The 348-nt window shown below is 64.9% G+C and carries 1 protein-coding gene; it reads right to left on the minus strand.

What is annotated here, in order from left to right; genetic code table 11:
* A partial coding sequence (locus HMPREF2526_RS00490) for a biotin/lipoyl-containing protein (RefSeq protein WP_305764314.1) occupies positions 1-348 on the minus strand: 348 nt, incomplete at both ends.

The following is a 348-nucleotide window of genomic DNA, read 5'->3' on the forward strand; positions in this document are numbered from 1 at the left end:
TCCTCTGCCTTCGGCTCTTCCTTCTTCTCTTCGGCCTTGGGCTCTTCCTTCTTTTCCTCTTCCTTGGCGGCAGGCTTTTCGGAGGCTGCGGCGGAGCCGTCGCCGACGCGGGCGATGACGGCGCCGACGTCGACGGTGTCGTCTTCCTCGGCGAGGATTTCAACGAGGGTGCCGGCGACCGGGGACGGGATTTCGGTGTCGACCTTGTCGGTGGAGACCTCGAGCAACGGTTCGTCGACCTCGACGGTGTCGCCGACGGACTTCAGCCACTGGGTGATGGTGCCCTCGGTGACGGACTCACCAAGCTCCGGCATTTCCACGTCGGTGGCATCACCAGAAGCGGCCGGC

Source organism: Corynebacterium sp. HMSC070E08, assembly GCF_001808895.1.
Classification (GTDB): Bacteria; Actinomycetota; Actinomycetes; order Mycobacteriales; family Mycobacteriaceae; genus Corynebacterium; species Corynebacterium hiratae.